A 5305-nucleotide genomic window follows, 5' to 3' on the forward strand; every position below is an offset into this window, starting at 1 on the left:
TGTTGGCGGTGCCGACGGTCGACCAGCTGCCGTCGATGGTGGCGGTCTTGGCGTGCACCATCGCGTCGCGGAAGCGGAAGATCCGCACGCCGGCCTCGAGCAGCTGGGAGAAGTACCCGCGGGAGATCCAGTCGGCCACGATGTGGTTGGACTTCAGCGGGACCAGCAGCCGCACGTCGACCCCGCGCAGCGCGGCGTCCTTGATCGCGTCGACGAAGTCCTGGTCGGGGCAGAAGTAGGCCTGCGTCATCCAGATCCTGGTCGAGGCCCGGCTGATCGCCTCGAGGTACATGCCGCGGATCGGGAACATCCACAGCCGCGGCACGTTGCGGTGCACCCGGATGCGCGGCTCCCAGTCGGCCGCGGCCTCCAGCAGCAGCGGCCGCGGGCCGTGCCGCGGACGCCGGTGCAGGTTCCAGAAGTCGGCGAAGGCCCGGCCCAGGTCCCAGACGCCCGGTCCGGTGATCCGGACGTGCGTGTCGCGCCACTCGGTCGCGTAGGCGGTGCCGATGTTGTAGCCGCCCACGAACCCGACCTCGCCGTCGACGACCAGGATCTTGCGGTGGTCGCGCCCGTAACGGCGCAGGTCGAAGAACCGCCAGCCCGCGGTGTAGACGGGGTAGGCCAGCACCCTCAGCCGGGGACCGAAGCGCTTGAACCGGGGGTCCACGACGAGGTTCGCGAAGCTGTCGTAGATCGCGTAGACCTCGACGCCGCGACCCGCCGCCTCGGAGAGCGCCCGCTTGAAGCGCTCACCGACCTCGTCGGCCTTCCAGATGTAGGTCTCGAACAGGATCCGCCGCTGCGCCCCCTCGATGGCGGCGATCATGTCGTCGTACAGGTCCTGGCCGAAGGTGTACGTCGTCAGGGCGCCGTCGCCGATCGGGACCGGGCGCGGATCGGTGGTGGGGAACGGGGACGGCTTCTTGCCCCGCCGCCGGTACGAGTCGACGAGGGTGAGCACCACGGCGAGCAGGACCTGGAAGCCGAGGACCGACAGCAGGACGCGCCGGACGGCTCCTACGGACACCCAGCCGGGTGCGGGACGTCGGCTCACGGGAGGAAATCTAGCCAAGACGGGCTGTCGGTGCCGGGACGTAGTCTGATCCGCATGAGGCCAGTCACCGATCTCCAGCGCAGCGTCGCGCCGTTCAAGGTCGAGTCCGACTACCAGCCGTCGGGTGACCAGCCGACGGCGATCGCCGACATCGAGCGCCGGATCAGGGCAGGCGAGCAGGACGTCGTCCTGCTCGGCGCGACCGGCACCGGCAAGACCGCGTCCATCGCCTGGGCGGTCGAGCGTCTGCAGCGGCCGACCCTGGTGATGCAGCCCAACAAGACCCTCGCCGCACAGTTCGCCAACGAGCTGCGGCAGCTGCTGCCGCACAACGCGGTCGAGTACTTCGTCTCCTACTACGACTACTACCAGCCCGAGGCCTACGTCCCGCAGACCGACACCTACATCGAGAAGGACTCCTCCATCAACGAGGAGGTCGAGCGGCTGCGGCACTCGGCGACCAACTCCCTGCTCACCCGGCGTGACGTGATCGTGGTCTCCACCGTGTCGTGCATCTACGGCCTGGGCACCCCGCAGGAGTACGTCGACCGGATGGTCCGGCTCAAGGTGGGCGCGGAGTGGGACCGCGACAAGCTGCTGCGCCGTCTCGTCGAGATCCAGTACACCCGCAACGACCTGTCGTTCTCCCGTGGCACGTTCCGGGTCCGCGGCGACACCCTCGAGGTGTTCCCGGTCTACGAGGAGCTCGCCATCCGCGTGGAGTTCTTCGGCGACGAGATCGAGCGGCTCATGACCCTGCACCCGGTGACCGGGGAGGTGGTCACCGAGGACACCGAGCTGCACATCTTCCCCGCGACCCACTACGTCGCCGGTCCCGAGCGCATGGAGCGGGCGATCCGCGGCATCGAGCTCGAGCTGGAGGACCAGCTCGCCGCCTTCGAGAAGCAGGGCAAGCTGCTCGAGGCGCAGCGCCTGCGGATGCGCACGACCTACGACATCGAGATGATGCGCCAGGTCGGCTCGTGCTCCGGCATCGAGAACTACTCGATGCACATCGACGGCCGGTCCCGCGGCTCGGCGCCGAACTGCCTGCTCGACTACTTCCCCGAGGACTTCCTGCTCGTCATCGACGAGTCGCACGTCGCGGTGCCCCAGATCGGCGGCATGTACGAAGGTGACATGTCCCGCAAGCGCAACCTGGTCGACCACGGCTTCCGGCTGCCGAGCGCGATGGACAACCGGCCGCTGCGGTGGGAGGAGTTCCTCGACCGGATCGGCCAGACCATCTATCTCTCCGCGACACCCGGCAACTACGAGCTGGCCAAGGTCGGCGGCGTCGACAACGTCGTCGAGCAGATCATCCGGCCGACCGGCCTGATCGACCCCGAGGTCGTGGTCAAGCCCACGAAGGGCCAGATCGACGACCTGATCCACGAGATCAACGTGCGCACCGAGCGCAGCGAGCGGGTGCTGGTCACGACGCTGACCAAGAAGATGTCGGAAGACCTCACCGACTACCTCCTCGAGGCCGGCATCCGCACCCGCTACCTGCACAGCGAGGTCGACACGCTGCGGCGGATCGAGCTGCTGCGTGAGCTGCGGCTCGGGCAGTACGACGTGCTCGTCGGCATCAACCTGCTCCGCGAGGGCCTCGACCTGCCCGAGGTGTCGCTCGTGGCGATCCTCGACGCCGACAAGGAGGGCTTCCTCCGCTCCGACAAGTCGCTGATCCAGACCATCGGCCGGGCCGCCCGCAACGTGTCCGGCCAGGTGATGATGTACGCCGACAAGATCACCCCGTCGATGGAGAAGGCGATCGACGAGACCAACCGGCGCCGCGAGAAGCAGGTCGCCTACAACACGGCCAACGGCGTCGACCCGCAGCCGCTGCGCAAGAAGATCGCCGACATCACCGAGATGCTGGCGCGCGAGGACGAGAGCACCGAGGAGCTGCTCAAGACCTGGCAGCACCTCGACCCGAAGTCCAAGAAGGCCCCGGTCCCTGGTCTGTCCCGCGACTCCGGCAAACATGCCGCCGAGCTGGCCGGTCTGCCCAGCCACGAGCTCGCCGAGCTGGTCCAGCAGCTCACCGAGCAGATGCACAACGCGGCCGCCGAGCTGCAGTTCGAGCTGGCCGCCCGGCTCCGTGACGAGATCCAGGACCTCAAGCGCGAGCTGCGGCAGATGGTCGAGGCCGGCGCCCGATGAGCGTGAACGCCTCATGAGCCCCGACGAGGTGGCGGCCTACGCGCTCGGCAAGGCGGGAGCCTGGCCCGACACACCATGGGAGAACGACCGGGTCGCCAAGGTGGGGCCGGGCGCGGCCGGCGGCAAGATCTTCGCCTTCCTCGGCGACGACACGGTGGGGGTCAAGTGCGGCAACGGGCGCGACGGGACGGCCGACGAGTGGCTGGACCGCTATCCCGAGGACGCCTCCGTGATGGCCTACATCGGCCGGTCCGGCTGGAACACCCTTCGGATCGACGGTGCCATCCCCGACGACGAGATCCGCGAGGCCGTCGACCAGTCCTACGAGCTGGTCGTGGCCAAGCTGCCCAGGAAGCACCGACCGGAGAGTGGGGAGTCCCCGTGAGCCTCCAGGTCCAGGTCACCTTCGACTGCGCAGATCCCGACGCGCTGGCCCGCTTCTGGATCGAGGTCCTCGGCTACAAGTACGACGACCCGCCGCCCGGCTACGCCACCTGGGACGAGGCACTCGACGCGATGAACGTGCCGGCCGAGCGCCGCAACGACGCGTCCGCCTGCCACGACCCCGACGGCCGCGGCCCGCGGCTCTTCTTCCAGCGGGTGCCCGAAGGCAAGACCGCGAAGAACCGCGTCCACCTCGACGTGCGCGCCGCCGCGGGCCTCGCCGGCGACGAACGGATGGCGGCGCTGGAGGACAAGTGCGCGTCGCTGGTCGAGCTGGGCGCCACCCGGCTGCGGCGCAGCGAGCCCGGCGAGCCGTTCAGCTCCGGCTTCATCGTCATGCAGGACCCCGAGGGCAACGAGTTCTGCCTCGACTAGGAGGACCGCCTTGACCGCGCCCACCCGGTCTCGCCGCCTGGCGCGGCTGGTCGCGGTCGGTCTCCTGCTCGCCGCGCTCGGTGGCTGCAGCGGCGACGAGAGCCCATCGGCGCAGACGACCTTCGATCAGGCACTGCACGACGAGCTGGTGCAGATGCAGGCCGACGACCAGGCGGAGATGACCGGCCGGGGCGCAGACCCCACGACGACGTTCGAGTCGCGGCAGGCCCGGCTCGCGGAGATCCTCGACGAGCACGGCTGGCCCGGCTGGGACCTGGTCGGCCGCAAGGGCTCGACGGCCGCCTGGGTCGTCGTGCAGCACGCCGACCTCGACCTCGCGTTCCAGGAGAAGGCGCTCGGACTCCTCGAGGAGGCGGTTGCGGCCGGCCAGGCCTCGCCCGGCGACCTCGCGTACCTCACCGACCGGGTGGCGGCCGCACGCGGCGACGAGCAGACCTTCGGCACGCAGATCCGCTGCGACGGCAAGCGGGCGGTCCCGGCGACCCCGATCGCCGACGAGGCCGGCGTCGAGGAGCGTCGGGCGAATGCGGGCCTCGAGCCGCTCGGCGACTACCTCGCCGAGATGGAGGAGCTCTGCGCGGGCGACGCCCCCTGATGCCGGGCTAGTCCCCGTCGCCGTCTTCAGGCTCGGGGCGTGACTCGAGCGCGCCCCGCGCCTTGCGCTCCTTGCGCTCCAGCTTCTCGCGCTCCCGGTCCACGATGTCGCGTTTGTTGAGAAGCACCTGCGGGATGCGCAAGCCCACGAACAGCGACGGGAAGACGGGCCAGGGGAAGCTCGTCGGGCCCGACGTGGCGAGCCAGATGACCCAGGTCACGACGGCGATGAAGAGGAACCCGTTGATCGCCTCCGTGCGCTGGCGCTCCCAGTGCCGCAGAGCACGCGCCTGGAGCGCGTCGGAGGTCGTCCGGTCGAGCTCGGTGCCGGGCCGGGCGGGGGCCGATGGGACCAGGTCGGCCAGCAGCGGCGCAAGGTCGCCGAGGGTCTTGGCGGTCGAGGCGACGGTCGCCCGCTCGTCGTACTCATCCCTGGTGAGCCGTCCGTCCGCGTAGGCGTCCCCGAGCGCTGCCAGCACCACGGCTCGGTCGCGGTCCGCGGCGCGCAGTGACGCGTTGTCGGGGCGGCGCGGGTCGGAGGTGAAGTCGTCCCACGGCACGGGCGTGGTCATGCGGCGATTCTAGGTCCGCCGGTCCGCGCCCGACCCCGGCTCCGGGTGGATCAGATGCTGTGCCGATTCGTGC

At 70.0% G+C, this 5305-nt stretch carries 6 protein-coding genes; 4 read left to right on the forward strand and 2 right to left on the reverse strand.

Going from position 1 to position 5305, the window contains the following annotated elements; all coding sequences use genetic code 11:
- On the reverse strand, positions 1–1057 hold a 1057-nt coding region (locus tag VFH10_RS04950), incomplete at its 3' end, for a phospholipase D-like domain-containing protein (protein WP_325126543.1).
- 54 nt (positions 1058–1111) lie between these two features.
- Between VFH10_RS04950 and uvrB the strand changes: the two genes are divergently transcribed.
- The 4 genes from uvrB to VFH10_RS04970 are packed head-to-tail and all read left to right on the forward strand — an operon-like array spanning position 1112 to position 4661.
- On the forward strand, positions 1112–3226 hold the full coding sequence (gene uvrB / locus VFH10_RS04955; protein WP_325126544.1) for an excinuclease ABC subunit UvrB: 2115 nt from the start codon (positions 1112–1114) through the stop codon (positions 3224–3226).
- A gap of 13 nt (positions 3227–3239) precedes the next feature.
- Positions 3240–3611 (forward strand): MmcQ/YjbR family DNA-binding protein, encoded by a 372-nt coding sequence (locus VFH10_RS04960; RefSeq protein WP_325126545.1) that lies wholly within the window; start codon positions 3240–3242, stop codon positions 3609–3611.
- On the forward strand, positions 3608–4045 hold the full coding sequence (locus tag VFH10_RS04965) for a VOC family protein (RefSeq protein WP_325126546.1): 438 nt from the start codon (positions 3608–3610) through the stop codon (positions 4043–4045). Before VFH10_RS04960 ends, VFH10_RS04965 begins: the two co-directional genes overlap by 4 nt.
- Before the next feature lie 10 nt (positions 4046–4055).
- Positions 4056–4661, forward strand: a complete 606-nt coding sequence (locus VFH10_RS04970) for a DUF6624 domain-containing protein (protein WP_325126548.1) — start codon at positions 4056–4058, stop codon at positions 4659–4661.
- A 7-nt stretch (positions 4662–4668) separates the two neighbouring features.
- Here VFH10_RS04970 and VFH10_RS04975 read toward each other — a convergent pair whose 3' ends face one another.
- Complete coding sequence (locus tag VFH10_RS04975; protein ID WP_325126550.1) at positions 4669–5232, reverse strand: DUF1707 domain-containing protein; 564 nt, start codon at positions 5230–5232, stop codon at positions 4669–4671.
- Positions 5233–5305: the final 73 nt, after the last annotated feature.

Origin of the sequence: Nocardioides sp. (assembly GCF_035697785.1) — a bacterium.
Lineage (GTDB): Bacteria > Actinomycetota > Actinomycetes > Propionibacteriales > Nocardioidaceae > Nocardioides_B.